Source organism: Devosia sp. RR2S18, from assembly GCF_030177755.1.
Classification (GTDB): domain Bacteria; phylum Pseudomonadota; class Alphaproteobacteria; order Rhizobiales; family Devosiaceae; genus Devosia; species Devosia rhizosphaerae.
This window is the reverse complement of sequence record NZ_CP126539.1, coordinates 906,571-932,712: the sequence shown is the minus strand read 5'-3', so window position 1 is coordinate 932,712 and position 26,142 is coordinate 906,571. Positions and strand designations below refer to the sequence as shown.

General features: G+C 62.3%; 27 protein-coding genes. 15 read left to right on the top strand and 12 right to left on the bottom strand.

Translation table 11 applies throughout. The features are described from left to right. Position 1 precedes the first annotated feature (1 nt). From QOV41_RS04490 to QOV41_RS04480, 3 genes are read left to right on the top strand one after another with little or no spacing between them, the layout of a single operon-like run. Positions 2 to 730: a DUF1013 domain-containing protein gene (locus tag QOV41_RS04490; protein WP_284581174.1), complete on the top strand. Its 729-nt coding sequence runs from the start codon at positions 2 to 4 to the stop codon at positions 728 to 730. Between the two features lie 24 nt (positions 731 to 754). Beyond that, on the top strand, positions 755 to 2,605 hold the full coding sequence (locus QOV41_RS04485) for a monovalent cation:proton antiporter-2 (CPA2) family protein (RefSeq protein WP_284579813.1): 1,851 nt from the start codon (positions 755 to 757) through the stop codon (positions 2,603 to 2,605). Between the two features lie 24 nt (positions 2,606 to 2,629). Continuing rightward, positions 2,630 to 3,394, top strand: coding sequence for a sulfite exporter TauE/SafE family protein (locus tag QOV41_RS04480; RefSeq protein ID WP_284579811.1), 765 nt, complete (start codon positions 2,630 to 2,632; stop codon positions 3,392 to 3,394). A 71-nt stretch (positions 3,395 to 3,465) separates the two neighbouring features. Here the strand turns inward: QOV41_RS04480 and QOV41_RS04475 are convergent, their stop codons facing one another. Beyond that, positions 3,466 to 3,639: a YdcH family protein gene (locus QOV41_RS04475; RefSeq protein ID WP_284579809.1), complete on the bottom strand. Its 174-nt coding sequence runs from the start codon at positions 3,637 to 3,639 to the stop codon at positions 3,466 to 3,468. 153 nt (positions 3,640 to 3,792) lie between these two features. Here QOV41_RS04475 and QOV41_RS04470 point away from each other — a divergent pair, with 153 nt between their 5' ends. From QOV41_RS04470 to QOV41_RS04460, 3 genes are all read left to right on the top strand, one after another. Further along, positions 3,793 to 4,008: a YdcH family protein gene (locus tag QOV41_RS04470; protein ID WP_284579808.1), complete on the top strand. Its 216-nt coding sequence runs from the start codon at positions 3,793 to 3,795 to the stop codon at positions 4,006 to 4,008. Between the two features lie 71 nt (positions 4,009 to 4,079). Further along, entirely contained in the window at positions 4,080 to 4,574 is a 495-nt protein-coding gene (purE, locus tag QOV41_RS04465) for a 5-(carboxyamino)imidazole ribonucleotide mutase (protein WP_284579807.1), read from the top strand. A 4-nt stretch (positions 4,575 to 4,578) separates the two neighbouring features. Next, entirely contained in the window at positions 4,579 to 5,682 is a 1,104-nt protein-coding gene (locus QOV41_RS04460) for a 5-(carboxyamino)imidazole ribonucleotide synthase (protein WP_284579806.1), read from the top strand. On the opposite strand, the gene QOV41_RS04455 is transcribed toward QOV41_RS04460, so the two are convergent. Then, complete coding sequence (locus QOV41_RS04455; protein ID WP_284579804.1) at positions 5,671 to 6,363, bottom strand: alpha/beta fold hydrolase; 693 nt, start codon at positions 6,361 to 6,363, stop codon at positions 5,671 to 5,673. The genes QOV41_RS04460 and QOV41_RS04455 overlap by 12 nt on opposite strands. 232 nt (positions 6,364 to 6,595) lie before the next feature. Here QOV41_RS04455 and rpsU point away from each other — a divergent pair, with 232 nt between their 5' ends. Then, on the top strand, positions 6,596 to 6,865 hold the full coding sequence (rpsU, locus tag QOV41_RS04450; protein WP_284579803.1) for a 30S ribosomal protein S21: 270 nt from the start codon (positions 6,596 to 6,598) through the stop codon (positions 6,863 to 6,865). A 77-nt stretch (positions 6,866 to 6,942) separates the two neighbouring features. Here the strand turns inward: rpsU and QOV41_RS04445 are convergent, their stop codons facing one another. From QOV41_RS04445 to QOV41_RS04435, 3 genes are all read right to left on the bottom strand, one after another. Then, positions 6,943 to 7,755 carry an alpha/beta hydrolase gene (locus tag QOV41_RS04445; protein WP_284579802.1) on the bottom strand — a complete coding sequence of 271 codons (813 nt, stop codon included), beginning with the start codon at positions 7,753 to 7,755 and terminating at the stop codon, positions 6,943 to 6,945. A 51-nt stretch (positions 7,756 to 7,806) separates the two neighbouring features. After that, a complete protein-coding gene (locus tag QOV41_RS04440) occupies positions 7,807 to 8,445 on the bottom strand; it encodes a DsbA family oxidoreductase (RefSeq protein ID WP_284579801.1) in 639 nt (212 codons plus the stop codon). A gap of 91 nt (positions 8,446 to 8,536) precedes the next feature. Then, the gene (locus QOV41_RS04435; RefSeq protein WP_284579799.1) at positions 8,537 to 9,079 is read right to left on the bottom strand and encodes a hypothetical protein; all 543 of its coding nucleotides are present in this window, start codon (positions 9,077 to 9,079) and stop codon (positions 8,537 to 8,539) included. 155 nt (positions 9,080 to 9,234) lie between these two features. Here QOV41_RS04435 and QOV41_RS04430 point away from each other — a divergent pair, with 155 nt between their 5' ends. Continuing rightward, positions 9,235 to 9,450 carry a SlyX family protein gene (locus QOV41_RS04430; RefSeq protein WP_284579798.1) on the top strand — a complete coding sequence of 72 codons (216 nt, stop codon included), beginning with the start codon at positions 9,235 to 9,237 and terminating at the stop codon, positions 9,448 to 9,450. 10 nt (positions 9,451 to 9,460) lie between these two features. Here the strand turns inward: QOV41_RS04430 and QOV41_RS04425 are convergent, their stop codons facing one another. The 6 genes from QOV41_RS04425 to QOV41_RS04400 all read right to left on the bottom strand — a co-directional run bounded on the left by QOV41_RS04425 (position 9,461) and on the right by QOV41_RS04400 (position 15,093). After that, entirely contained in the window at positions 9,461 to 10,867 is a 1,407-nt protein-coding gene (locus QOV41_RS04425) for an NAD(P)(+) transhydrogenase (Re/Si-specific) subunit beta (protein ID WP_415926767.1), read from the bottom strand. A gap of 5 nt (positions 10,868 to 10,872) precedes the next feature. Then, complete coding sequence (locus QOV41_RS04420; RefSeq protein WP_415926766.1) at positions 10,873 to 11,298, bottom strand: NAD(P) transhydrogenase subunit alpha part 2; 426 nt, start codon at positions 11,296 to 11,298, stop codon at positions 10,873 to 10,875. Next, entirely contained in the window at positions 11,235 to 12,743 is a 1,509-nt protein-coding gene (locus QOV41_RS04415) for a Re/Si-specific NAD(P)(+) transhydrogenase subunit alpha (protein ID WP_284579796.1), read from the bottom strand. The genes QOV41_RS04420 and QOV41_RS04415 overlap by 64 nt, the downstream gene beginning before the upstream one ends. Before the next feature lie 63 nt (positions 12,744 to 12,806). Next, on the bottom strand, positions 12,807 to 12,971 hold the full coding sequence (locus QOV41_RS04410) for an aa3-type cytochrome c oxidase subunit IV (RefSeq protein WP_284579795.1): 165 nt from the start codon (positions 12,969 to 12,971) through the stop codon (positions 12,807 to 12,809). A 54-nt stretch (positions 12,972 to 13,025) separates the two neighbouring features. Then, complete coding sequence (locus tag QOV41_RS04405) at positions 13,026 to 14,834, bottom strand: M3 family oligoendopeptidase (RefSeq protein WP_284579794.1); 1,809 nt, start codon at positions 14,832 to 14,834, stop codon at positions 13,026 to 13,028. A 76-nt stretch (positions 14,835 to 14,910) separates the two neighbouring features. Further along, positions 14,911 to 15,093 carry a hypothetical protein gene (locus QOV41_RS04400; RefSeq protein ID WP_284579792.1) on the bottom strand — a complete coding sequence of 61 codons (183 nt, stop codon included), beginning with the start codon at positions 15,091 to 15,093 and terminating at the stop codon, positions 14,911 to 14,913. A 173-nt stretch (positions 15,094 to 15,266) separates the two neighbouring features. Between QOV41_RS04400 and QOV41_RS04395 the strand changes: the two genes are divergently transcribed. The 5 genes from QOV41_RS04395 (at position 15,267) to dxs (ending at position 23,584) form a co-directional block, all read left to right on the top strand. Continuing rightward, complete coding sequence (locus QOV41_RS04395; RefSeq protein WP_284579791.1) at positions 15,267 to 16,754, top strand: sigma-54-dependent transcriptional regulator; 1,488 nt, start codon at positions 15,267 to 15,269, stop codon at positions 16,752 to 16,754. Positions 16,755 to 16,762: 8 nt separating this feature from the next. Further along, positions 16,763 to 17,800, top strand: a complete 1,038-nt coding sequence (locus QOV41_RS04390; protein WP_284579790.1) for a dipeptidase — start codon at positions 16,763 to 16,765, stop codon at positions 17,798 to 17,800. A 133-nt stretch (positions 17,801 to 17,933) separates the two neighbouring features. Next, positions 17,934 to 19,634 (top strand): L,D-transpeptidase family protein, encoded by a 1,701-nt coding sequence (locus tag QOV41_RS04385; RefSeq protein WP_284579789.1) that lies wholly within the window; start codon positions 17,934 to 17,936, stop codon positions 19,632 to 19,634. Between the two features lie 221 nt (positions 19,635 to 19,855). After that, positions 19,856 to 21,505 (top strand): peptidoglycan L,D-endopeptidase MepK, encoded by a 1,650-nt coding sequence (locus QOV41_RS04380; protein WP_284579788.1) that lies wholly within the window; start codon positions 19,856 to 19,858, stop codon positions 21,503 to 21,505. A 147-nt stretch (positions 21,506 to 21,652) separates the two neighbouring features. Then, the gene (gene dxs, locus QOV41_RS04375; protein ID WP_284579787.1) at positions 21,653 to 23,584 is read left to right on the top strand and encodes a 1-deoxy-D-xylulose-5-phosphate synthase; all 1,932 of its coding nucleotides are present in this window, start codon (positions 21,653 to 21,655) and stop codon (positions 23,582 to 23,584) included. A gap of 56 nt (positions 23,585 to 23,640) precedes the next feature. On the opposite strand, the gene QOV41_RS04370 is transcribed toward dxs, so the two are convergent. Then, positions 23,641 to 23,904 (bottom strand): DUF2312 domain-containing protein, encoded by a 264-nt coding sequence (locus QOV41_RS04370; protein WP_061907597.1) that lies wholly within the window; start codon positions 23,902 to 23,904, stop codon positions 23,641 to 23,643. Positions 23,905 to 24,096: 192 nt separating this feature from the next. Here QOV41_RS04370 and QOV41_RS04365 point away from each other — a divergent pair, with 192 nt between their 5' ends. Both QOV41_RS04365 and pyk read left to right on the top strand, forming a co-directional pair. Beyond that, on the top strand, positions 24,097 to 24,651 hold the full coding sequence (locus QOV41_RS04365; protein ID WP_284579783.1) for a DUF1036 domain-containing protein: 555 nt from the start codon (positions 24,097 to 24,099) through the stop codon (positions 24,649 to 24,651). Next, on the top strand, positions 24,648 to 26,087 hold the full coding sequence (gene pyk / locus QOV41_RS04360) for a pyruvate kinase (RefSeq protein WP_284579782.1): 1,440 nt from the start codon (positions 24,648 to 24,650) through the stop codon (positions 26,085 to 26,087). The genes QOV41_RS04365 and pyk overlap by 4 nt, the downstream gene beginning before the upstream one ends. The last annotated feature ends 55 nt before the right edge of the window (positions 26,088 to 26,142 follow it).

Below are 26,142 nucleotides of genomic sequence, written 5' to 3'. Positions count from 1 at the left end.
GATGACCCAGCCCCTGTTGATGCCCAAGGCGACGGCCGTCTGGTTGGTCGACAACACTGCGCTGTCGTTCGAGCAGATCGCCGCCTTCTGCACGCTGCACCCGCTGGAGGTCCAGGGCATTGCCGATGGTGATGTCGCTGGCGGTATCATGGGTGCGAACCCCATTCAGAACGGTCAGCTGACGCGCGAAGAGATCGAGAAGGCCGAAGCCGATCCGAGCTACCGCATGAAGCTGAGCGACCCTAAGGTTCGCGTTGCCGCCGCCAAGCGCAAAGGCCCTCGCTACACACCGATTTCCCGGCGCAATGAGCGTCCAAACGCCATCAAGTGGCTGGTGCGCAACCACCCCGAGCTCAAGGATGCGCAAATCATGCGACTCGTGGGCACCACCAAGTCTACGATCGAATCAGTGCGTGAATCGACCCACTGGAACGCGCCGAACTTGACGGCGATGGATCCAGTCACCCTTGGTCTCTGCAGCCAGATCGACCTTGATCTCGAAGTCAAGCGCGCCTCCAAGGGCACGGCGGGACCGGACGAAGCTGACGAAGGCACCATGCTGATGACCGCCGAGGAAGCGCTGGCTCGGGCTGGTGGACGCGCTCACGCCGAAGCGGGTGCAGGCGAGTTCGGCGAGCATGACCGCCGTCCTGCCGAGGCGCAGGACGATTTCGACGCCGACTCAGTGTTCTCCAAGCTCAAGTCGCTCAAGAACAACTCGGACGACTAACCGCCAGGCAAGTAGGGGGACAGTTTGGAAAACAACCTCCTGCTTGCCATTTTCGTCTTGCTTGCGGCCACGGTGGCCCTGGTGCCGCTCGCCAAGGCCCTAGGGCTTGGCACCGTTCTAGGCTATCTCGCCGCCGGCGTTCTGATTGGCCCCTACGGCCTGGGGCTCGTATCCGACAGCGATACCATCCGGCATATAGCCGAATTTGGCATCGTCATGATGCTGTTCCTGATCGGCCTGGACCTGCAGCCCAGCGAAATCTGGCGCATGCGCAACAAGGTCATGGGTCTCGGCGTCACGCAACTCCTGCTTACTGCCGCCGCACTTGCTTTCGTGTTCACCGCATTGGACTTTGCGCTCAACACGTCGATCATCATCGGCCTGGCGCTCGCCATGAGCTCCACCGCTATTGCGATGCAGACCGCCCAGCAGCGCGATATCACCCGCACTGACGCCGGACGCGGCAGCCTTGCCATCCTGCTTGTCCAGGATGTCGCAGTCATTCCGATCCTTGCCGCCGTCCCGCTCCTGGCGCTCAGTTCAACAAGTGCAGCGGTTGATGCGGAGGTGGGAGCGGCCGTCGCCGTACTGGAGAACCCGGCAGCCTGGGTGACACCCCTTATCCTCATTGGTACCTTTGTCGCCGCCATGACCGCCGGCCGCTTCCTGGTACGGCCTCTTCTCCGTTGGGTGGCGCGTACGGGCGTGCGCGAAGCTTTCACCGCGCTTGGCCTGGCGCTCGTCGTGGGTGCAGCCCTCCTCACGCAATATGCGGGTCTGTCGCCTGCTCTGGGCGCTTTCATTGGCGGCGTGTTGCTCGCCGATAGCGAGTACCGCCACGAACTCGAAAGCAATATTGAGCCCTTCAAGGGATTGCTGCTTGGCCTATTCTTCATCTCCGTGGGCATGTCCATTGCCTTCTCGGTGCTTTGGGCGGAGCCGCTGCGGCTGCTGGCGACAGTCCTTGCCATCGTCAGCATCAAGATTGTCATCCTCTTCGTTTTGGCCTCGCTCTTCCGCATGCATCTGGGTGATCGGCTCTTGGTCGCCATTCTGCTTAGTCAGGCTGGCGAGTTCGCGTTTGTCGTGCTGCAGTTCGCCCAGAGCGCCAACGCTCTCCCTCAGGGTGACTATGACCTCCTGGTGGTCGCGGTGGCGCTGACGATGATGACGACACCGGTCCTGCTGCTCCTCTTTGACCGGCTGGTGGCGCCGCGCCTCGACGCGCGCGGCGATCGCCGCACCGGAGACACGTTTGACGAACATCGCAAGATCGTCGTCCTCGGCTATGGACGGTTCGGCCAGATCGTCACCCGCATGCTGCGGGCGCAAGGGTTCGACATGACCCTGATCGACGACGATCCGGCCCAGATCGAATTGGTGCGGCGGTTCGGGGTCAAGGTGTTTTACGGCGATGGTGCGCGGGTGGACCTGTTACACTCTGCCGGCGTCGCCGATGCGGAACTGGTCGTGATTGCCGTGGCCGGCCGCGACCGTATCCTTGCCATCGCTCGCAATCTGCGGCGGCATTTCCCGCACGTCGCCATTGCCGCTCGCGCCGTTGACCGTGGCCACGCCCACGACCTGATGGCGCTGGGCGTGGAAGTCTTCGAGCGGGAAACTTTCCTGTCCGCGCTCAGCCTTGGCGCGCAGGTTCTGGTCAAGCTTGGCCGCCCTCCCGAAGAGGCCGACCGGCTGGCACGCGCCTTCGAGCGACACGACAATCAATTGCTGGTCGACAGCTTCGAGGTGCGCAGCGACGAGTTGGCTTACATCGGCATGCTCCGCAACTCCATGAACCTGCTCGACGACGCCATGCGCTCCGATGCAATGGCCAAGCCGATTGACACTGACGATCTGAAGCGTACCGAGTGAGGCGCCTGCCTCACCGGATTCTCCATGCCTCCTTTCGATATCTATTTCGTCGCCGTCGCTATCACTGCCGTTCTGATTGTTGGCCTCTCCAAGGCGGGACTTTTGGGTAGCCTGGGCATGGTCGGCGTGCCGCTGCTCAGCCTCGTGATGCCGCCGCGTGATGCTGCGGGCATGATGCTGCCAGTGCTTCTGGTAATGGACGCGGTGGCGGTCTATGCCTATCGCAAGGAGTTCAACTGGCAGATCATCTGGATCATGCTGCCAGGCGCTGCCGTCGGCACCTTGATCGGCTGGGCTTTGTGGGCAGTGGTTTCAGAGGCGGCGGTGCTGCTGTTTGTTGGCGTTGTCACCTTGCTCTTTGTGCTCGATGCCATCCTGCCGATTCGCAAGAAGCTCGAGGGTCTGCCACCGTCCAAGCCGTGGGGCACGTTCTGGGGTGGGTTTGCCGGCTTTACCAGCTTCATCAGCCATACCGGCGGCCCCCCATTCCAGATCTATGTCTTGCCGCAGCGTCTGCCACCGGCAATCTACGCTGGCACCTCCGCGGTCTTCTTTGCGATCGTCAACTCCGCCAAGCTGATCCCCTATTTTTTCCTTGGGCAGTTGAACGTGCACAATCTCCAGCTTTCCGCGGCTTTAGCTCCGGTGGGGCTGATCGGCGTCTTCGCCGGCATCTGGCTGGTCCGCCGCGTTTCGATGAAGCTGTTCTATCGAATCGCCTACTGGCTGGTTTTCCTGCTTGCCCTCAAGCTGGTCTGGGACGGCGCTCGCGGCGTATTCGGCATCTAGCAGGGCACAAAAAAGGGCCGCAGCATTGGCTGTGACCCTTCTTCCCCCAGCAGGGAAACTACGCCGCTAAATCACTGTGCAGATTGCCTCAATCGGTAGAGTTCGTCCTTCACCTCGAGCTTCTTGCGCTTGAGAGCGCTGACCTGAAGATCGTTGGTCTGCGAGTTCTGTGTCGCGGACAGGATCTGCCGGTCCAACTCCTGATGGCGGCGTTCGAGCGCCGCAACGTGGCCTTCAGTCGTCATAACAACTCCTAGAAGATATTTGGACGAACCGATCGTCACAAAACTTTCGTCATTTGTCGACGCCTTTCCGATCACATCGGAAAACAGGTGCAAATCCAACGGTTTTGCGTTATCTGTAGGAGCAGATCCGGGGCGTTGAGGGGCGGTCTGCCGATGTATCCGCTGAGCAAGGAACAGGAAGCGAGCCTGGGGCTTGAGCTGGCAACCAAGCGCCAGGAACATGCCGATCTCGACGCTGCTATCGAGACGTTGACGCATTCGCATGTAGCCGACCGCATGCTGATCCAGCGCCTCAAAAAACGAAAGCTCTCGCTCAAGGATCGTATCGTCCAGCTCGAAAACATCCTCCTCCCTGACATCATCGCCTAGGGTGCATGCGCTTGTGCCATGAACCAAAGCGGGCTAAATCCGCGCTTTGTGGAGCTTGAGGGAGTGGCTCTATGCTGACCAAACCGCCTGTTGCCATCGTTATGGGCAGCCAATCCGACTGGCCTACTATGCGGCTTGCCGCTGAAACGCTGGAGGCGCTGGAAGTCGAGTATGAGGCGCGCATCGTTTCAGCGCATCGCACCCCCGACAGGCTGGTCGATTTCGCAGCCAACGCCCGGTACGAGGGTTTCAAGATCATCATCGCGGGTGCAGGTGGGGCCGCACACCTGCCGGGCATGATCGCTGCAATGACACCGCTGCCCGTCTTCGGCGTTCCCGTCCGCTCCAAGGCGCTGAGCGGCCAGGACAGCCTGCTCTCGATCGTGCAGATGCCCGGCGGCATTCCGGTGGGCACGCTGGCGATTGGTGAGCCCGGCGCGATCAACGCGGCGCTGTTGGCTGTGGCCGTCCTAGCCCTCTCCGATGATGATCTTGCTGATCGCCTCGACGCCTATCGGGCGCGGCAGAGCGCGGCAGTTCCGCAGTTTCCCACCGACACCGAGTAATCCCTTGGCTCAAGATCTCTCGCCACTGCCGCAGGGCAGCACCATCGGCATTCTTGGTGGCGGCCAATTAGGCCGCATGTTGTCCCTAGCCGCGAGCCGGATTGGCATGCGCACGCACATCTTCTGCCCCGATCCGGCAAGCCCTGCCTTCGAAGTGACGCCCCACAAGACAGTTGCGGCATATGAGGACGAAGCGGCCCTGGCGAGCTTCGCAGGCGCGGTGGATGTTATCACCTACGAGTTCGAGAACGTGCCGGCAGCAACTGCTGAGTTCCTCGCCGCTCGCAGGCCACTCCGCCCCGGCGCCAAGGCCCTGGCGATCTCGCAGGACCGGCTCCTTGAGAAGAGCTTTCTGGCGTCCAAGAATATTCCCGTAGCCGCACACCGCCCCATAGAGACGCTGTCGGATTTGGAAGCTGCACTCGACGACCTCGGCCTGCCTGCGGTGCTCAAGACGACGCGGCTCGGCTATGACGGCAAGGGCCAACGCATCATCAGAGAGCGCAGCGAGGCAGAGGCAGCCTTCGCGGAACTCCAACCCAAGCCCCTGGTGTTGGAAGCCTTTGTCGCTTTCGAAAAGGAAATCTCGGTCGTTGTCGCGCGCAACCTTGCGGGCGAAGTGCGAGCCTTCGACGCCGCCGAAAACGTCCACAAGCATCATATCCTTCATACCAGCACCGTGCCGGCCGCCCTTCCTCCGGCAATCGAAAAGCACGCCGGCATGATCGCCAAGGCGATTGTCATCGCGCTCGACTATGTCGGCGTGCTGGGCGTTGAATTCTTCGTGGTAGCCGGCGACAGCCGGTCAACCCTGCTCGTCAACGAGATCGCGCCTCGCGTGCACAATTCGGGTCATTGGACCGAAGCTGTCTGCCTGACCGATCAATTCGAGCAGCACATCCGCGCGGTGCTCGGCTGGCCGCTCGGCGACCCGACACGGATGGCCGACGTGGTGATGGAAAATCTCATTGGCGAGGAGGTGTTCGGCGTCCCCAAGCAATTGGGCGGCACCAGCCAAGCCCATCTTTATGGAAAGGCCGAGGCCCGACTGGGCCGCAAGATGGGGCACATCAACCGGATCGTGCGGCCTAGCGAGCTACCGCGCTAGCCACTCCCGCATCGCTGCCACCACCGCTTCTGGCGCTTCCATGGTGGCCATATGGCCCGCCGCCGGAAACTCCACCAGCCTGCTCCCCGGCATCGCGGCGGCCATTTCCTGCGCCAGTTCGGGCGAAGTTAAAGTATCGAGCGCCCCCACTCCGACCAGCGTGGGCACAGTGATCTCGGCGAGAAACGGCCGGCTGTCGATGCGAGCCATGATGGCAGTTTGCTGGCGGAGATAAGATTCGGGGCCGGTGCGTTGCGCCATCGCGACAATCTCCTCCGCCAGCGCCGTGTCGAGATTTTGCGGCGCGAGAAGACCGGGCAGCTTGGCCCGTGCGATCAGCAAATGTTTGCCCTGCCGCACTGCGTCCATACCCGCCCGCCTGACCTCCTTGCGGGCCTCATCATCCGGGCGCGCAGTGGTATCGAGCAGCGCCAGATGGCTCACCCGCTCGGGCGCCTGTCGCATGATCTCGAGCGCCACATAGCCGCCCATGGAGAGCCCTGCCATGGCAAAGCGCACCGGTGCACTGGCGAGCGTCCGCGCGGCCATGGCGGTGATCGAATCGTCCTGCGTCAGGTCGGCAACCATCGGCCGGACGGCATCGCCAAGCCCTATGATGACATCTCGCCAGAGCCGCGCATCGCATTCCAGCCCCGGCAGCAGCACCAGATCAGTCGCCAAAGCGCACCTCCAAGCCCACAAAACTGTTCACCTACTGTTCATCTGAGTGACCGCAAAGCGCAACTCTGTCCAGCCAAACGGCGGTTTTTCTGCCCTTCGGCAGTGGACAAGCCCCCCAGCTTGAGCTATAGACCCCGCCACGGTGACCGGCTCGGCTGGTCGGCGACGGGTTCTATTGCCCCGCCGCTTGTATCCAAACCCATAGTCTAAGCTTCGAAAGGGCGGTTGACCTTTGCAAGTAGTCGTTCGCGATAACAATGTTGACCAGGCGCTGCGCGCGCTGAAGAAAAAGCTGCAGCGCGAAGGCGTCTTCCGCGAGATGAAGCTGCGCAATTATTACGAGAAGCCCTCTGAGAAGAAGGCACGCCAGAAGGCTGAGGCCGTTCGTCGTGCCCGCAAGCTGGCTCGCAAGCGTGCTCAGCGCGAGGGCGGTCTGCCCGCTCCGGCGGCGCGTCCGACGGCGGCTCCGCGTCCCGGCGCGAGTGCAAGCGCTGCGCGCTAAGACGACCTAGAGAATTGTTCAAACGCCGTCCTTCGGGACGGCGTTTTTGTTTGTTTCCGGGGAGAGCGTGGCGAATATCAGTTCGCCGCCAGTGACCGCTGGAAAAATGCGTCAGCCTTGGCCCAGATGCCGCTATCCCATAGCTGATTGTGCCCAGCGCCCGGCACGATCCAGAGTTCGTCGGGATTTGGCGCCAAATCGTAGAGGCGCTCGCCATTGCTGACATCGATGGTCCGGTCACCCGTGCCATGGGCAACCAGGACAGGCTCCTCGACCTCCTGGATCCACTCATTGGACCGGAACTGGTCCTGCATGACCCAGCGCGTCGGCAGGATGGGATACCGCTCATGGGCCACCGAAACGGCTGAAAGGAACGGAGTCTCCAGCAAAAGGGCTTCGGCCTCGCGCTGGCTGGCTACATAAGTGGCCGGGCCCGTGCCAAGCGACCACCCCCAGATGACCAGCGGAAAGCCTTTAGCCGCGGCAAAGTCGTAGACGGCGATGGCGTCCTTGAGAATGGCAACTTCCGAGATTACGCCAGGGGATGCCGGAAAGCCGCGATAGTCAAAAGCCACGAAGCCGTAGCCGTCGGCGACCCACTGCTCGAACCGCTCGTATTCGGACGTGAAACTGCCCGCATTGCCCTTGTAGTAAACGATGACCGGCATGTTCGCGGCAGGAGGATGATACCAGGCCGTCACCTGCTCGTCCCCGGAGGGAACGATCACTTCCTCGGCTTGGGTCAGTCTCGTTGCGTCAAGCGCCGTCAACTCCCCCGTCGGGGAATACTGCAAGGCGCGCTGGTTGAAATACATATAAGCCACGGCCCCGAAGTAGGCGACGGCCACGAGGACGATGATACCGAGGAAAACGCCGCGAACGATCTTCATGAGGAAACCCAGACAGGGAGACAGCCACCGCGCCTTGCGCGTGTCCGATATCTAAAGCTCTGAGATCGTTCGCGCTAGCGCCTGTTCGAACACCTCCTGCGGCTGGGCGCCAGAGAGAGCGTATTTCTCGCCGAAGACGAAGAAGGGCACGCCACGGATACCTTGGGCGGCGGCCGCAGTGGCCAGCTGCTCGGTCATTGCGAGCTCGTTTTCATCGCTCATGGCGTCCAAGGCGTCGCCGCGATCGAAGCCGTATTCGACAGCGATATCGGCAAGCACATTGTCATCGTTGATCTGACGATGCTCCAGGAAATAAGCCTCGGCGATAGCTTTGGCCAGTTCATACTGGTTGCCATTGGGCTTGGCGAGGCGGGTGATGGTATGGGCCTTAGCCGTGTTGAACATCCGCGGCTGCCGGGAGAGGTCAAGATCAACACCGGTGTTTCTGGCTTCGCTCTCCACCCGCGCCCACATCTCCTGCGGGTCCTTGCCGTATTTGGTCCGCAGCATTTCGCCAACATCGACGCCTTCAGGCGGCACAGTGGGATCGAGATAGAACGGGTGGCTTTCGATCACCACGTCGACGTCATCAGACAGGCCGCCGATTGCCTTGTCGAGGCGCGCCACGCCCACCAGGCACCAGGGGCAGACCACGTCGGTGAAGACATCGATCTTGAGCGTTTTCGACATGATGATCCCTTTAGCGACTGGGTGAGGAGGTGGCCCTCACATGGCGCGGATCAACCGATGCTGCAAGAACGCACCTAGAGGTAACTGTCGCCTAGAGCGAGTTGTTGGCGTTGGTAAGACCGAAGGGGGGCGACCAGCCGGCGATGAAGCTGAGACCAACCAGAGCGCTGAGGCCCAACCAGGAGAGGCCCGGAGCCATGACCAGCGCTGCTTTAACGGAAATCTGCGCCACCCGGGCGAGGGCCGCTAGGCCAACAATAACGAGCGCCATGGACGCGATGCTCAGCATCAGCGAGTCGAGCGGAGCCACAATAAAGGGGAAGACAATAGCGCCAGCCATTAGGGCGACGATCCAGCGGGCGGCAACCCGGCCAGCGTGGCCTTCGCGCGCGATCATCCAGCGGGCAATGCCAAAGAGCGGCAAGCTACCGATATAGAGGGCAGCACCGACCCAGCCGGGGAGACCGAAAGGCGAAAAGAAAAGTGGCAAAGTACCATTGAGTTCAGCAACGCCATTCGCTAGAACAAAAACCGCAAGCGGGAGCGATGCGCTTAAGACCAGCGTCAGCAGGTCATGGCGACCCGTATCAACGGCGGTTTTGTGAGTGATGGCGATGGCTTTAACGGTGGCCATGGTCGGCACCTTGCTGTCTTGTTTGCAGTGCCGAACCAATGGTGCGACCACCGTAAGGGTTCCGCAAACGTCAACGCAGCGCCTGAAGTTGTGATCGACCACACCCCGCGTGAGCGGCATCCGCACCCGACAGATATAGTCACGGAAACCGTAAAATGAGCAGCCAGAATGAGCTCTCAGAGCGCCTCGAAACCCTGGAAACCCGCATCGCCTTCCAGGATCAGACCATTGAGGAATTGAACAGCACAATCACAGCACAGTGGCGGCAAATCGACCTGCTGACGCGCAAGCTGGAGCTACTGGAAGAGCAGGTGCGCTCGGGCAGCTACATCGCCGACCCGAGCACCGAAGCGCCGCCCCCGCACTACTGAGACCGGGACCTTAGTGCCCCAGCGCCTTGACGATCTCTTCGGTCACCTTCTTGGCGTCCCCGAACAGCATCATGGTATTGTCACGGAAGAACAACTCGTTCTGCACGCCAGCATAGCCCGCCGCCATGCCTCGCTTGATAAAGAGTACCGTCCCGGCATCCTCCACATTGAGCACGGGCATGCCGTAGATGGGAGAGGTCTTGTCGGTCTTGGCCGATGGATTGGTCACGTCATTGGCGCCGATCACAAAAGCCACGTCGGACTGAGCGAATTCGGAGTTGATGTCGTCCAGCTCGAACACCTCGTCGTAGGGCACATTGGCTTCGGCAAGCAGCACGTTCATGTGGCCCGGCATGCGGCCGGCAACTGGGTGAATGGCGTATTTGACCTCGACGCCTTCGGCCTTGAGCATGTCAGCCATCTCCCGCAGCGCATGCTGGGCTTGGGCGACCGCCATGCCGTAGCCCGGCACGATGATGACCTTGCCAGCGTTCTTCATGAGGAAGGCCGCGTCGTCAGCGGCCCCCTGCTTGACCGGCCGATCATCCTCCGCGCCACTTCCAGCAGCAGCGCTGTCGCCGCCAAAGCCGCCTAGGATGACCGAGACGAAGCTGCGGTTCATCGCCTTGCACATGATGTAGGAGAGAATGGCGCCCGACGACCCCACCAGCGCACCGGTGATTATCAGCGCCGTATTGCCCAACGTGAAGCCGATGCCCGCCGCAGCCCAACCGGAATAGGAATTGAGCATCGAGACCACGACAGGCATGTCGGCGCCCCCGATAGGGATGATCATTAAGCCGCCGAGCAGGAGAGCCAAGAGCGTGATGATCCAGAACAGCCAGGGATTGGCCGTGGTCGTAAAGGCCCAGACCAAAAGAATGATGAGCACGCCAATGGCGATGTGGATCAGGTGCCGCGCCGGCAAGATGATCGGCTTGCCACTCATATTGCCGTTGAGCTTGGCGAAGGCGATGACCGAGCCGGTGAAGGTGAAGGCGCCGATGGCAACGCCAATGCTCATCTCGACGAGCGCCTGGGCGTGGATCGCGCCCGGCACGCCGATGCCGAAAGCTGAGGGCGCATAGAGCGCCGCTGCGGCCACGAAGACCGCGGCGAGGCCCACCAGCGAGTGGAAGGCCGCCACCAATTGCGGCATGTCCGTCATTTTGACGGTGCGCGCCATGTAGGCGCCGATGCCGCCGCCCAGCCCCAGGCCGCCAATGATCAACAGCCAGCTGACCCAGTCGCTTGGCGCCGCCACGAGGAGCGTGGTGGCGATGGCAATGCCCATGCCGACCATGCCGAAAGTATTGCCCTGCCGGGCGGTGCGGGGGCTGGAAAGGCCACGAAGTGCCAGGATGAACAGCACGCCAGAGAGAAGGTAGAGCAGCGCCGCAAAATCTGCAGAGATCATCGGCATCAGCCCTTCTTCTTGTACATGGCCAGCATGCGCTGGGTGACCAGGAAGCCACCGAAGATATTCACGCTGGCAAAGACCAGCGCGATAAACCCAAAGAGCTTGCTGACCCAGCTCGAGTCAGCCGTCAGGTGCACACCAACAGCCAGGATCGCGCCGACCACGATGACCGACGAGATGGCGTTGGTGACGCTCATGAGCGGCGTATGCAGCGCGGGGGTGACGCTCCAGACCACGAAGTAGCCCACAAAGATCGCCAGCACGAAAATGGCCAGTCGGAAGGTGAACGGGTCGATCACTCCGCCGCTCACGGTATGTACCGCAACGGCGACCACATCGGCGCTTTGCTCTGCAGTGGCTTGCATTATGCGTCTCCCTTGCGTGGAGCCCGCTTGCGAGCTGCCTTTTGTCGAGCCTTGTCGACAGATTGCTTCGCATTCTGGCCATCCGTCTTGTCGACGGTTTTGGCTTCCGCAGCCGCATCGATGACGGCGGCCGCCTTTTTGGTTGCAGCGCGCCGACGCGCGGTGGGTTTGGGTTTATCGTCCGTGTCAGGCTGATCAGGCTGCTGGGGGACAGCGGCCATGGCAGGTGGTTCGGCCTTCTTGCGCGGCTGTCGCTTGCGCGGCGTGGCTTGAGCCGCACCGGCCTTGGCGGGCGCTTCCTTTGCCACCAAACCTGCGGCTGGCGTCGTATCAGCCGGTTTGGGTACGGCAGCGGGAGCGCTTGCCGTCGCCGGGGTAGCACCAGCGAAGCTAGGATGCACCACTGCGCCATCCCGCGTCAGCACGGTGGCCTTAACAAGTTCGTCATCCCAATTGATCGCAAGGGTCTTTTCCGTCTTGTCGATCAGCGTATCGAGAAAGGACAGCAGGTTGCGGGCGTAGAGCTGGCTAGCCGTTGTGGGGATACGCCCTTGCATATTGGTGTAGCCGATAAGGGTGACGCCGTTGTGCTCGATCACCTTGCCAGGCACCGTGAGCTCAACATTGCCACCACGCTCGGCGGCGAGATCGACGATGACCGAGCCGGGCGCCATGGACTCAACCATCTCCCGCGTGACTAGCCGTGGCGCCGGGCGCCCGGGGATCAGAGCCGTGGTGACGACAATATCCTGCTTGGCGATGTGTTGGGCAGTGAGTTCGGCTTGCTTGGCCTGATATTCCGCGCTCATCGACTTGGCGTAGCCGCCCGCCGTCTCGGCTTGGCGAAATTCCTCGTCTTCGACGGCGATGAACTTGGCGCCAAGGCTCTCGACCTGCTCCTTGGCCGCTGGGCGAACATCGGTCGCCGACACCACTGCACCCAGGCGCTTGGCCGTCGCAATGGCCTGCAGCCCGGCAACGCCAGCGCCCATCACGAACGCCTTGGCGGGGCGAACGGTGCCCGCGGCCGTCATCATCATGGGAAGAGCCCGGTCGAACGCGGCAGCCGCTTCGATTACGCCCTGGTATCCGGCCAGATTGGCTTGGCTGGAGAGAATGTCCATCACCTGCGCGCGGGTGATGCGCGGCATGAATTCCATGGCAATGGCGGTGACCCCTGCCTGCGCCAGGGCCGCGATCTCGGCCTCATTGCCATAGGGGTCGAGCGCCCCTATCAGCAAGGCGCCGGGCTTCACCCCCCCGAGCGCAGCACCGGCCGGGCGGCGAACCACCAGGACTACGTCGGCATCCGTTACGGCAGCGCTGCCACCAGGCGCGAGTGTAGCGCCCGCGGCATCATAGTCGGCGTCGGGAATGCGGGACCCAAGTCCCGCCCCCTGCTCCACCACCACTTCGGCGCCCAGCGCGATCAGCTTGCCCACGGTTTCGGGCGTCGCCGCGACGCGGTTTTCTCCTTCGACGCGCTCGCGGAGAATGGCGATTTTCATGAACGTCTCCTGCCCGCCTGCCGGGGCAGGCCTATGTTCACTGCCTGCTGAAACCGGGATCGATCAGGGATTGATGAGGACGTAAAGAACGACCATGAGGACCGCCATCCCGATCACCGACCACTTCACCCAGCCGATGAAGCCGTCATAGGTTACTTGGTGCTGAACATAATCCATCACCGATTCCTGCTGTGGGGCGGGATGGGGCATAGCAGTCTTTTTGGCCATCAGGTCCTCGTTGGTCCAGTCGTCTATCGTCTACGCCAAAGGCGCCGGCAAATTTTAGGGGCTGGTGGCCTCCAGTTCATCGATCAGCCGCTCGATCACCGCCAGTCCCTGGGACCAGAATTGGGGATCCTTGGCATCGAGTCCGAACGGCGCCAGCAGTTCGGAATGGTGTTTGCTGCCCCCGGCCTTGAGAAGCTCGAAATAGCGCTCCGCAAAGCCTTCGCTCGCCTTCTCATACTGTGCGTATAGCGAGTTCACAAGGCAGTCACCAAAGGCATACGCATAGACATAGAAGGGAGAATGGATGAAGTGAGGGATGTACGCCCAGAACACCTCATAGCCCTCGTTGAACTGGACGCCCTCGCCGAGCGACTCTGTCTGCACCTCCAGCCAGATCTGGTTGATCTCCTCGGTGCGCAATTCCCCCTGGCGGCGCGCCGTGTGCACCTTGCGCTCGAAGGAGTAGAAGGCGATCTGCCGCACCACCGTGTTGAGCATGTCCTCCACCTTGGAGGAGAGGAGTGCGAAGCGCTGCTTTGGGTTGGTAGTCTTGTCGAGCAGCGAGCGGAAGGTGAGCATCTCGCCAAACACCGATGCCGTCTCGGCCAGCGTCAGCGGCGTGTTGGCAAGGATCGGCCCCTGCGCCGCAGCCAAGCGCTGGTGCACACCATGACCCAGTTCATGGGCGAGCGTCATGATATCGCGCGAGCGCCCCATGTAATTGAGCATGAGATAGGGATGCGCGCTCGGCACCGTGGGATGGGCGAAGGCGCCCGAAAGCTTGCCATTGCCGACCGGCGCATCGATCCAGCCTGAATTGAAGAACGGCGCGGCGAGGTCGGCTAACTCAGGCGAGAACTGACCATAAGCCTCCATGACGGTGGAGACGGCGCTATCCCAGTCCCAAGTGCGCTCGTCGCTAGTGGGCAGCGGCGCATTGCGATCCCAGGCGTTGAGCTGATCCTTGCCGAACCATTTCGCCTTCATCTTGTAGTAGCGGTGGCTGAGCTTGGGATAGGCCGCGTGGACGGCGGTCTGCAGCGCATCCACCACTTCCCGCTCCACCGAATTGGCCATGTGCCGGCTGTCGGCAATATCCTCGTAACCGCGCCAGCGATCCGAGATCTCCTTGTCCTTGGTCAGGACATTGGTGATGTGGGTAAAGAGGCGTGCATTTTCCTTGAGCGTCTTGGCCAAAGCGTGGAACGCTGCTTCACGCTTGCTCTCGTCCTTTTCGGACAGGAGATGGAGGGTGGCCTCCATGTTGAGCGTCTCGCCATCCACCTCGAACTCGAGCGCCGAGAGTGTTTCGTCGAACAGCCGGTTCCAGGCGGAAAAGGCGGTGACAGATTTGTCGTGGAACAGCTCTTCGAGCTTGTCATCGAGCTGGAAGGGCTTGGCTTTGCGCAGTTCGGCAAACCAGGTGCGGTAGCGGGCGAGCTCGGGGTCTGTCTCGAAGGCCGCCTCCAGATCGGCATCATCGATGCGGTTGAGCTCGAGTTCGAAGAACAACACCCGCGTGGAGAGCTTTGTCAGCGCTTCATTGGTGTCGCCCATGAATTTGGCGCGGTCCGGATCGGTGGACCTCTGCGCATATTGCAGAAACGCAAAGGAGCCGATGCGGCCCGACAGATCGCCCAGTTCCTCGCTGCGCTTGATCGCCTGGATCAGCCGGCCCGAACGAGTGAGCTCGATGAGCTTGCCCTTGAAATCTTGCTCGAAAGCGGCGGCGTCCTGAGCCGCCTGCTCGAGCGCTGCCTTGAATTCGGGGCTATCCTTGCCTGGGTAAAGATCGGTCAGGTCCCAGACCGGCAGCGCCCCGAACTGATTGTGCCCCTTCTGGGCGGCGGCGGCTTCGCTCATCTCTTGTCTCCGGCAGGTCCAATTGGGAGCGGACCTTAGCCAGCGGCAGGAGGGATGTGAAGGGGCCGAGCAGGCGCTACTGCGTCAGGTTCTGCTCCGCGACAGGGGTGAGATTGGACGCAGCCTCGACTTGGTCGACCCGGTCCTGCCCCATAAGGACCAACGCGCCCGCCAGGATTGCCCCAGCCAGCCAAAGCCCGCCTGCAAGTGCAAAGAAACCGCCGATGAATTCTGTTCCGGTATAGTTGGATTGCTGCATGGGACGCTCCTTTTTCCTTCTAACGAGCGCCTGCGCATGCGGGTTGCCATCGCTGGTCGGTATTCGTCCTAACCGAGCTTGGCGCCATGATTAATCCCCTCTTAAGGCACTCGCTTCATCTTGCTCCCAAAACGGCACACGAATCGATGCCGAGCAAGAAGACTGGAGTTTGGATGACGCGTGTCCTCGTAGTCGACGATGATCCGGTGCAACTGCGCCTCACTGCCGAGGTGGCCAACCATGCCGGCTTCAGGCCGATCACCGCGACCGGCGGCGAACAAGCCCTCGCGATCCTGCGCGATGACCGCAATATCGGCGCCATGATCCTCGACCTCGTCATGCCCGACGTCGACGGCATGGGCGTGCTCGACGCCATGCGCCGCGAAGGGCTGACCACGCCTGTCATCATCCAGACGTCCAACGCGTCGCTTGAGACCGTCGTCTCGGCCATGCGCAACGGCGCGGCCGATTATTTCGTCAAGCCAGTCGCGCCCGAGCGCCTGATCGTTTCCCTGCGCAACGTCATGAAGCTCGATGCACTCGAGGCCACGATCCGGGCCGAGCGGGCGCGCCGCACCGGCACCTTCACGAGCGCCGACATGGTCGCCAGGGCACCCGCCATGGCGCGCGTGCTCTCGCTTTGCAGCAAGGCCGCTCGCACGCCCATTCCAGTGCTGATCGAGGGCGAGACCGGCGTCGGCAAGGAACTGGTTGCCCGCATCATTCAGGGGACCAGCGATCGCGCCGGCAAGCCGTTCATCACCGTCAACTGCGGCGCCATTCCGCCCAATCTCGTGGAATCGGTGCTGTTCGGCCACAAAAAGGGTGCCTTTACTGGCGCCGTGGCCGACCAGGCCGGCAAATTTGCCGAGGCGCATAACGGTACGCTCTTCCTCGACGAGGTCGGGGAGTTGCCCCACGAGATGCAGGTCAAGCTGCTCCGTGCCATTCAGGAGGGCGAGATCGAGCCGATTGGTGCGGCCCGCCCCGAACGCGTCAATGTGCGGCTGATCTCGGCGACCAACCGGCGCCTGCTCAACCTGGCGAAATCCGGCGAGTTCCGCGAGGACCTCTATTATCGTCTCAACGTCTTTCCCATCTATGTCCCGCCCCTGCGCGAGCGCATGGAAGATATGCCCGCCCTCGTCTCGCTCTTTGTCGCCCGCTTCGCTGCAGAGGCCGGCAAGCGCGTGCTCGGGGCATCGCCGGCTGCCCTCAATCTGCTTATGGCCTACGATTGGCCAGGCAACATCCGGCAGCTACAGAATGTCGTCTATCGCGCTGTCGTTCTGGCCGATGGCGCCTTCCTCGAACCGATGGACTTCCCCCAGATCGTCGCGCAAGCCAATGGCCGGGAAGTGGCGCGGCTCGCTGTCGAGACCGCCATCCAACCAGCCGCGCCAATGCACATTGACATGGCCCCGGCTCGCCCCCGCCAGTTCGAAGACGTCGTGCCCGCGCAGGACCGCTTCCTTGATGCCAATGGCGACATCGCGGCTCTCGCCGAAATCGAGCGCGCGGCGATCGTCTTTGCGATCGAACATCATGGCGGCCGCATGTCCAGGGTGGCACGAGCCCTCAAGATCGGCCGCTCCACGCTCTATCGCAAACTGCATGAATATGGTTTGGCTCAGGACCTGATTCACGACGCTGCAGCCTGAGCTACGCCATGCGCATTCCCGTCTTCGACGGCCACAACGACGCCCTGCTCCGCCTCGCCAGCCTTCCAGCCGGCGTGGACCCGGTCCGCAGCTTCATCGACGGCTATGAACCAAGCCACATCGATTTACCCAAGGCCACTGCCGGTGACCTCGCCGGCGGGCTCTTCGCGGTGTTCTGCCCGTCTCCCAAGCGCACCCCCGCGGCCGCCACCAGCCTCACCGGTTTTGCCACGGACACGCTTGGCATGGATGAAGCGCGGGCGCTGGCCACTCAACAGGTCAGCATCCTCCTGCGTCTCGAGGAGGCTGGCGCGCTGATTGTCTGCCGCAGCACGAGCGAAATCCGCCAGGCCATGGCGGCGGGCAAGCTTGCGGCCGTCCTTCACATGGAAGGCGTGGAAGCGATCGACGCCGAGCTAGCCTTTCTCGACGTGCTCTATGCGGCTGGCCTGCGGTCGCTGGGGCCGGTGTGGAGCCGCAGTAATATCTTTGGCTATGGCGTGCCCTTCGGCTTTCCTGGAACGCCCGATACCGGACCTGGGCTGACCGAAGCAGGCAAGCGGCTCGTGGCGGCGTGCAACCACAAGCGCATCCTCATCGATCTCTCGCATATCAACGAAAAGGGCTTCTGGGACATCGCAGAGCTCTCGACGTCTCCCCTCGTTGCCACCCACTCCAACGTCCACGCCCTCTGCCCCTCGCCCCGCAATCTGACTGCCGATCAGCTGCGCGTCATCCGCAAGAGCAAAGGCATGGTCGGCCTCAACTTTGCGACGGGCTTTCTGCGTCCCGACGGCCAAATGCGGGCCGATACCGAGATCGAGCACATGGTGCGACACCTCGATGCGCTGCTTGAAGCGCTGGGCGAAGAGGGCGTGGGGCTGGGGTCGGACTTCGACGGCGCAAACGTGCCCAGCGCCATCGGCTCGGCGGCCGGCCTGCCGCGCCTCTTCGAGGCCCTTCGGCAGCACGGCTATGGCGAGGATCTCCTGGAGCGCATCGCCCACAAGAACTGGTTCGACCTGCTCGCGCGCACCATCGACTGATGATGCAGACCGGTCACACCGGCGTGTCACAAACTTGCGAGTTATTGCTCCTGTTAAGGTTTCAAGAGTATTGATCGACAGCACGGGTGGCTATGATTTTGGCCGCCAAAGCGTTGCCGTGCATGGAGTTCACATGAACAAAGTCCTGGTCTGCCTCCTCGCCACCCTAGCTGGCGCTGGCGCGGCTCTGCCCGCCGCCGCCCAGGATGTCGCTGCGCTTGACCAAGCCCCAGTGGTCATCGCTCCAGCCAAGTCGGACCTTGCCCAGACCATCAAGGACGGCCTGTCGGCAGCCTATGCGGGTGCCACCGAGGGCACCGCAGCGCATAGCGAAGCGCAGAAGCTCTACTTCTTCTATGGAGAACGGTATTTCGAGCCCATCTGGCTCGACCAGGGCACCGACGGCAAGGTCAGCTTTTCGGCAACCGCCGAGAAAATTCTGGCGCTGTTCAAGTCCGCCAACGCCGAGGGCCTGCGCCCTGCCGATTACCTGACACCCGATCTCGATCCGGCTGCTGCGGTGGGCAATCCTGCCGCCTTTGCCGAGCTGGAAACGGCATTCTCCCGCGCCACCATGCGCTATGCCCGGCACATCTATTCCGGCCGGCTCGACCCCCGTTCAGTCGACACCAATCTCGACCTCCCTCCCAAGCAGCTCGACGAGGCCAGCCTTCTAATCGAGCTTGCTTCCGCCAACGACCCGGTGGCGGTGATCGCCAAGCTGCAGCCGACGCATCCCGAATTCCTGGCGCTCAAGGCTGCCCTCGCCAGCTTCGGCGCGGGTGCCGAGCCAAAGGCGACGCTGATCGCCGGCGGCCCCACGCTCAAACCCGGCATGAGCGACCCCCGCGTCCCGGCCATTCGCCAGCGGCTTGAGCTACCGGCTGCGGGTGAGAGCACGCTCTACGACGACTCCCTGGCGCAGGCGATGATGACCTTCCAGGCCGAGGCCGAGCTCCATGTCGATGGCGTTCTAGGCCCGGCGACGCTCGCGGCGCTCAATGGCGGCCAGCCTGTCACGCGCGAGGAAATCATTGCCAACATGGAACGCTGGCGCTGGATGCCGCGCGACATGGGCGATTTCCACGTCCTGGTCAATATTCCCGAATTTCGCCTGTCCATTAACCGCGGCAACACCGAAGAATATACCACGCGCGTGGTGGTGGGTACGCCCGAGAACAGCACGCCGATCTTCTCTGACAGCATCCGCCATGTCGTGGTGAACCCCTATTGGAACGTGCCGAGCTCGATCACCAATGGTGAGATCGCTCCCCAGGTGCTCGCCAATCCTAGCTATCTCGACGCCAACAACTACGACCTCATCTATCAGGGCGATGTCGTGAGCCCGTGGCAGGTGAACTGGTATGCCGTTGGCGACAGCTTCCCCTTCAAGGTGCGCCAGCGGCCCGGCCCCGGCAATGCTCTGGGGCAGATCAAGTTCCTGTTCCCCAACAAGCACGATGTCTATCTGCACGACACGCCATCCAAGGCGCTGTTTGCGCGCGACGTCCGGGCCTTCAGCCATGGTTGCGTGCGCGTGGAGAACCCAATGGAGTTTGCCGACGCGCTCATGGCCAACGAGCCCAACATCAACCGCGCCTCGCTCGAGGCGATGTTTGGCCCTTCCGAGCGCTGGGTGAACCCAGAGCAGCGCATCCCTGTGCACCTGGCCTATTTTACCGTTCGGCCGCAGGACGATGGCTCGCTTAAGGGCTTTGGCGACATCTATGGGCACAATGCCAAGGTCATCGAGGCGCTTGGGCTTCGGGCCCCGCCGCTCGATCCTGCCATCGTAGCTGCGGTAGAGAGCGTGCAGCAGGCCCCTGCCCCCTGATCGGGAGACCTGTCCTTAAGGTCTCGTTTACAATTTCGCCTTGGTTCAGCCCGCTTTTGCCCTTAATAAATTTCCTGTGAGGAGCCCGGGAAAACCGTGGTGTGGTCTCGTTAGCGTTAATCAAATCGATCCACTTTTGCGCTAGCGTCTTGCAGAGACTGGCAATGAACCGGGCAGTGTACAGCGTGACGGGGACTTCTTTGTTGAAACGGAACCGTGTCGTGCGGCTTGTGCTCGCCGCCATTATGAGCCTCACCGTGATCCTACCGCACTTTGTGGTGCCCGCCAGCGCCGCGACCGAGCGGGCGCTGTACCTCTACTACACGCACACTAAGGAGACGGCGCGCATCGTCTTCAAGCGGAATGGCAATTACGTCCAATCCGGCCTCAACGAGCTTAACTATTTCCTGCGCGACTGGCGCCGCAACGAGCCGGCCAAGATGGATCCGCGGCTCTTCGATCTCGTCTGGGAGGTTTATCAGGAAGTCGGCGGCACTCAGCCCGTGCACATTGTTTCGGCCTACCGCTCGCCCAAGACCAATGAGATGCTGCGTCAAACCTCCTCCGGCGTCGCCGAGAATTCGCAGCACACCAAGGGCAACGCCATGGATTTCTTTATCCCCGGCGTTCCCTTGGCCAAGCTGCGCGCCGTTGCCATGCGCAAGCAGGTCGGTGGTGTCGGCTATTATCCGAGCTCGGGCAGCCCGTTCGTCCACCTCGACACCGGTTCGGTGCGCGCCTGGCCCCGCATGACCCGCGCCCAGCTCAAGGAAATCTTCCCCGACGGCCGGACCGTGCACCTCCCCACCGATGGCAAGCCGCTCTCCCAGGAAGGCTACCAGCTAGCCATGGCCGAGTGGAAACGCTGCCACTCGGTGCCCTGCAATGGCGGCAGCTCAGGGACGCAGGTGGCCAGTGCCGGCAGCGGGCGCACCTTGGTCGACATGTTCTTTGGTGGCAACAAGCAGTCCGCCGGCGTGAGCGCCCCAGCGGCACCCGCACTAGCCGTGCAGGCTGCCGCAGCGCCGGTTCAGGTCGCCTCCGTGCCCCAGGCCAGCACCAGCCCGCAAATGGCGCCGACGCCCTTTATGCGCCCCAGCGAGCTGGGCGGCGCTAACGTGCAGTTGGCTTCCGCCACCACGCCGGAGGCCATTCCGTTCTCGACCACGGGAAGCGCTCCGCTGGACGAGAGCGAGTTACTTACCGGCTCCATCCCGCCCATGCCTGTGCTCAAATCCGCCGCGCTCCAGCAGGCAACGGACGCCAGCGGATCGGCGAACGATGCGGTGACGGCCCTTGCCGCGCTGACCGCCCCCCCCATTCCCGAGCCTCGCATTCACATGACCGAACAGACGACGGTCACGGCCTATCTACCCACGCTGCCGCAGGACCCCGAGGCGCAAAAAGCCCTGGAGATGCTGATCAACAACAACAGCACTGCGGCCGCAGTGACTCCTCCGCCGCGGCCTACCGTTCGCCGCCCTGTTCTGCCGCCCATCGGATCGTCCGTTCAGACAGCTGCTTTGGGCCAGCCACCCGCCAATACGCTGGCAACACTGTTCGACGGCACCTTTGGCGCCGCTCAGCAGAGCAGCAACGCTGCCGTTGCCGACGCATTGGCCAAGCATGTCGCGCAGCAACCCGCGGCCAAGGCGCTCCGCAAGCCCGAGCTCGTGGCACCGGACCTGGAGCACGTTGCTGATGTCTTCATGGAACCGGCCGCGCTCGACTCCAGCCACTTCGCCATCATCTGGGATCACGACGAAGCGGACTTCGATCCTACGACCGAGCTGGGCCATATGGTTCCGGTGATGGGCGTCGGCGATGTCCCGCAGGGATTGCCGCACAACAAGTTCGCCGCAGCTAACTGAGATCATCAGGGCGGCCGCAATTGCGCCGCCTGGGCAACCTATCTCCTCGCCAGACCATTTGGGCGCAACGCGGTCCTTGTGTTGCCAAGCAAGATGCTGCGTCCTAAAGAACCCTGATGTGCCCCGTTTAGGCGAAGGATTGCCAGCTTGGCAGACAAGCTTCAGACACCGCTACTCGATACGGTCAACAGCCCCGCCGATCTGCGTGCCCTCCCCCGCGAAGATCTCCGCCAGCTCGCTGATGAACTGCGCGACGAAATGATCGACGCCGTTTCGGTGACGGGCGGGCATCTGGGGGCCGGCCTGGGCGTGGTGGAACTGACGGTGGCGCTTCATGCCGTCTTCGACACGCCGCATGACCGCATCATCTGGGATGTCGGGCATCAGGCCTATCCGCACAAGATCTTGACCGGCCGACGCGATCGCATTCGCACGCTTCGCCAAAAGCATGGGCTCTCCGGGTTTACGCGTCGCGCCGAGAGCGAATACGATCCCTTTGGCGCTGGGCATTCATCGACCTCGATTTCAGCTGGTCTGGGTATGGCGGTTGCCAGCAAGCTGACGGAAACCCCGCGCAATGTCGTGGCGGTGATCGGTGATGGCGCCATGTCCGCGGGCATGGCCTATGAGGCCATGAACAACGCCGGCGCAATGGACGCTCGGCTGGTCGTCATCCTCAACGACAACGACATGTCGATCGCCCCGCCGACAGGGGCAATGAGTGCCTATCTGGCGCGGCTCGTTTCGGGGCCAGTTTATCGTGGTGCCCGTGAAGCGGCCAAGAGCTTCGTCACCAAGCTGCCCAAGATGTTGCATGAGCCGGCGCGGCGCACCGAGGAATTCGCGCGGTCCTTCCTTACCGGCGGTACGCTATTCGAGGAGCTGGGCTTTTACTATGTCGGCCCGATCGACGGGCACAATCTCGATCACCTGCTGCCGGTGCTCGACAATGTCCGCGACAGCATCGATGGCCCGATCCTCATCCATGTGGTGACCAAGAAGGGCAAGGGCTATGCGCCCGCCGAGGACGCTGCTGACAAATATCACGGCGTCTCCAAGTTCAACGTCATCACTGGCGCTCAGGCCAAGGCGGTCTCCAATGCGCCGTCCTACACCTCGGTGTTTGCCGAGAGCTTGATCCAGGAAGCGGCGGACGATCTACGGATCGTCGCGATCAACGCGGCCATGCCCTCCGGTACCGGCCTCGACAAGTTCTCTGAAATCTATCCTACTCGCACGTTCGACGTCGGCATTGCCGAACAGCATGCGGTAACCTTCGCTGCCGGTCTCGCGAGCGAAGGCATGCGGCCCTTCTGTGCCATCTACTCAACTTTCCTGCAACGCGCCTATGACCAGGTGGTGCATGACGTTGCCATCCAAAGCCTGCCGGTCCGTTTTGCCATAGATCGCGCCGGCTTCGTTGGTGCCGACGGCCCGACCCATGCGGGCAATTATGACGCTGCCTATCTCGGCGCCATTCCGGGCCTTGTGCAAATGGCGGCGGCCGATGAAGCGGAATTGCGGCACATGGTGGCCACCGCCGCCGCCTACGACGACGGCCCTATCGCTTTTCGTTACCCGCGGGGCGAAGGCATGGGCGTCGACATGCCGGCTCGTGGCGAAAAGCTCGTCATCGGCAAGGGCCGTATTGTCCGCCAGGGTAGCACAATCGCCATCCTCTCCTATGGCACACGCCTGAGCGAAGTGCTGGCAGCCGCTGACAAGCTTGCAGCGCTTGGCCTCAATCCCACGATCGCCGACGCGCGCTTCCTCAAGCCGCTGGATGAAGAACTCATCGCCAAGCTGGCATCCAGCCATGATGTCCTCCTCAGCACCGAGGAAGGATCGATCGGGGGCTTCGGCAGCCATGTCGCGACTTTCCTCGCCAGCAATGGCCTGCTCGATGGCAAGCTGCGCTTCCGCCCGCTGATGATCCCCGACCGCTTCGACGAGCATGCTTCGCAGTCTGACATGTATGCCGCAGCCGGGCTCGACCGGTCTGGCATCGTCTCGACCGCCTTGACGACGCTGGGCTATGACGAAGCCGCCAAAGCCGCGGCCCTCGCCCAGATAAGCTAACGGCCCGCCGGGAAACCGGCGAGCCGCAAAAAACGCGTTGAGAGTCGTTCAGGAACTCAGCGCTCCGGCGGCGCCTCGACCATACCCAGCGCACTCATATAGAGCTCCAGCAAGGCTTCCTGCTCCATGCGCTCATTGGCATCCTGCTTGCGGATGGTCACGATCTTGCGGAGGATCTTGGTGTCGAAACCATTGCCCTTGGCTTCGGCATAGATCTCCTTGATGTCGGCGGCGATGGCCGCTTTTTCTTCTTCCATGCGCTCAATGCGCTCTATGAAGGCCCGGAGCTGGTCCTGGGCAACGCTGTCTTCGACGGCCATGGCCACTTTCCTGTTGTTTCGAGGCCCGGTTCAACCCTAGTGCGCTGCCCCGTTCAACCCCTTTATCGGCCAATCCACACCCCGCGCGCCTTGCTCCCCGCAATTCGGTCAAAAGGTCGGGCTAGCCATTGACCAAAGCGTCACCTTGGGCTCAAAGAAGGCACTCACTTCTCAATGAATTCCGGCACTGTCTTGCACAAACTTCGCCTCGGCACGATCCTGATCGGCGCGACCCTGGCCACGGTGGGGTTTGCCACCCTGCCGGCCAAAGCCGATCTCCGGGTCTGCAACGAGACGGCCAATCTGATTTCCGTGGCCCTCGGCTACCGCGCTGAACGGGGCTGGATGAGCGAAGGCTGGTGGCAGGCCCCTCCCGGCGACTGCCGCGTACTGTACCAAGGCGACCTGGAGCGGCGCTTCTATTACATCTATGCGGTCGACGATATCGCAGGTGGCGCCTGGGACGGTTCGGTATTCATGTGCACACGTGACGAGACTTTCACAATCTTCGGGGTTGAGGATTGCCTCGCTCGTGGCTATGAGCGCACTGGCTTCTTTGAAATCGATACACAGAACCGGACTGACTGGACGCTGCAACTGACCGAGAACAATGGTGGACCTGCAGTGGTCGATCCGGAAGCTGCCGAGGACTTGGAAGACCCAGCATTTCTTGTCGACCCAGACGACGTGACCCTAGACGCGCCGACGGACGACAATTCACAGACCGAAGAAACGGACACGCAATGAGACGGATGAGACGCGCAAAGATCGTCGCCACGCTCGGGCCTGCCAGCCACGAGGAGAAGATGATCGAGGAATTGGCCAAGGCCGGCGCTGATGTGTTCCGCATCAACATGAGCCACGCCAGCCACGACGTGCTGCGCCAGACCGTCGAGCGCATCCGCAATGTCGAAAAGCGGCTCAACCATCCTCTCGGCATTCTCGTCGACCTGCAGGGTCCCAAGCTGCGGGTGTGGAAATTTGCTGAAGGCGCCGTCAATCTTGTCGCCGGGCAGAAGTTCACGCTCGACAGCAACAAGGACGACAACGGCAATTCCGAACGCGTCTACTTGCCTCACCCCGAGATCATTGAAAGCGTGTCCGTCGGTGATCGCCTGCTGCTCGATGATGGCAAGCTGCAGCTCCGGGCCACCAAGGTGGGCAATGGCGTGATCGAGACCGAAGTGGTCTATGGCGGCAAGCTATCCGACAAGAAGGGTGTGAGCCTTCCCGACACGCTGCTGCCGACCGGCGCGCTGACCGAGAAGGATCATGCGGACCTGCTCGAAGGCCTCAAATGCGAGGCCGACTGGATCGCGCTTTCCTTCGTGCAGCGTCCCGAAGACATTATCGACGTGCGCAAAATCGTGCAGGGTCGTGCGGGCGTTATGGCCAAGATCGAAAAGCCCCAGGCGATCGATCGGCTAGAAGAAATCATCAAGCTGTGCGACGCCATCATGGTTGCACGTGGCGACCTCGGTGTTGAACTGCCGCTCGAGACCGTACCTGGCCTGCAGAAGCGCATGATCCGCATGGCGCGCCGCTATGGCAAGCCGGTGGTGGTCGCCACCCAGATGCTCGAATCCATGATCACCGCGCCGGTCCCCACCCGCGCCGAGGTATCGGACGTTTCCATCGCGGTCTTTGAAGGCGCGGACGCGATCATGCTGTCGGCCGAATCTGCATCCGGTCAGTATCCGGTAGAAGCGGTCTCCACCATGAACAAGGTGGCCATTGCCGTGGAAGGCGATGCGAATTATCGCGGCATCATCCGCGCCGCGCAGACCGAGCCGGAAGCGACCGCTGCCGACGCAATCTCGGCGGCTACCCGCCAGGTTGCCGAGACGCTCGATCTTGCCGCCATCGTCACCTACACGGCCTCTGGGTCGACTGGCATCCGTGCCGCCCGTGAACGGCCGAGCAAGCCCATCATCGTGCTCTCGCCCAATCAGCGCACCATCCGCCGCATGTCCGTGGTTTGGGGCGTGCACTGCGTCCAGACCGAGGACGCTGTGAGCCTTGAAGACATGGTCGACCGCGCCTGTGTTATCGCCTACCAGGAGGGCTTTGCCCGCCCCGGCGACCGCATTGCGATCACCGCCGGCATCCCGCTGGGAACGCCCGGCGCCACCAACATGCTGCGGATCGCCTTTGTTCGCCAGGATGGCGCTGGCTCGAGCTAATTGCTGGTTGGCAGCACCAATCTTGGAAGGCCCGCCTCGAGCGGGCCTTTTCGTT